Raw genomic sequence first — 1,108 nt, forward strand, 5'->3', positions numbered from 1 at the left:
GGCGGGCGATGCCGAACGCCTTCAGCCTGCCCCGTACGACATCCGCCGACAGGAAGTTCTCCCCCACGAACGCGCCCAGCGACACGCCCAGCTGGTCCTTCTTCGTCGGGATGATCGCCGTGTGCGGGATCGGAAGGCCCAGCGGGCGCCGGAAGAGCGCCGTCACCGCGAACCAGTCCGCCAGCGCGCCGACCATGCCCGCCTCCGCCGCCGCCGCGACATAGCCCGCCCAGGCCCCCCAGCCCTCGTTCCGCGCCCACGTCGCCAGGGCGTAGATCACCGCGACCGTGAGCAGCAGACACGTCGCCAGCGTCTTCATGCGGCGGACGCCTCTGCTCTTCTCCTCGTCCGCCGCCGTGTACGCGAAACTCACCATCGACTCGACCTCCTACTTCAGGGACTCCCGGCGCTCGTCCCGAGTTCCCCCGTACATCTTCGCGATCACCGCCTCGATGTCCGGCTCCCGCACCGAGAGGTCGAGCAGGGGGTACTTCGCCGCCACCGCCGCCACCAGCGGCGCCGCCGACTCCGTCGCAGGAAAGGCGAGCCACTGACGCGGCCCCTCCGACCGTACGAAACGGGCTCCCGGCACGTCCACGATCGGGGGCAGCTCCCGCTCCAGGTCCACCACCAGGAGCCGTTCGCTCTCCCCCACCGCGTGCAGGCCGGCCAGTTCCCCGTCGTACATCAGGCGTCCGTGGTCGATGACCATCACCCGCGAGCAGAGCTGTTCGATNNGCTCGTCCAGGTACAGCACCTCCGGGTCGTGCAGCAGCGCCGCCGCGATGTCGCCGCGCATCCGCTGGCCCAGGGACAGCTGCCGTACCGGCACGTCGAGCAGGTCGCCCAGGTCGAGGAGGTCCACGCAGCGGGCCAGGTTCTCCTCGTAGCGGGCGTCGGGGATCCGGTACATGCGGTGCATCAGCCCGTACGAATCCTTCAGGGGCAGATCCCACCAGAGCGTCGTGCGCTGGCCGAAGACCACCCCTATCCGCTGGGCCAGGCGCGTGCGCTCCCGCGCCGGGTCGATGCCCGCCACCCGCAGCCGGCCGCCGCTGGGGGTCAGGATGCCGGTGAGCATCTTGATCGTCGTCGACTTCCCGGCGCC

The 1,108-nt window shown here is 70.8% G+C and carries 2 protein-coding genes; both read right to left on the minus strand.

Going from position 1 to position 1,108, the window contains the following annotated elements; all coding sequences use genetic code 11:
- Positions 1–376 (minus strand): DUF445 family protein (locus tag CCN56_RS40600; protein ID WP_143664839.1); only part of this gene is annotated, 376 nt, incomplete at its 3' end.
- Between the two features lie 12 nt (positions 377–388).
- Positions 389–1,108: ATP-binding cassette domain-containing protein (locus CCN56_RS40605; RefSeq protein ID WP_086832544.1), on the minus strand; the 720-nt coding region annotated here is incomplete at its 5' end.

It is taken from the genome of Streptomyces sp. NRRL B-24572 (assembly GCF_002156145.1).
GTDB lineage: Bacteria > Actinomycetota > Actinomycetes > Streptomycetales > Streptomycetaceae > Streptomyces > Streptomyces vietnamensis.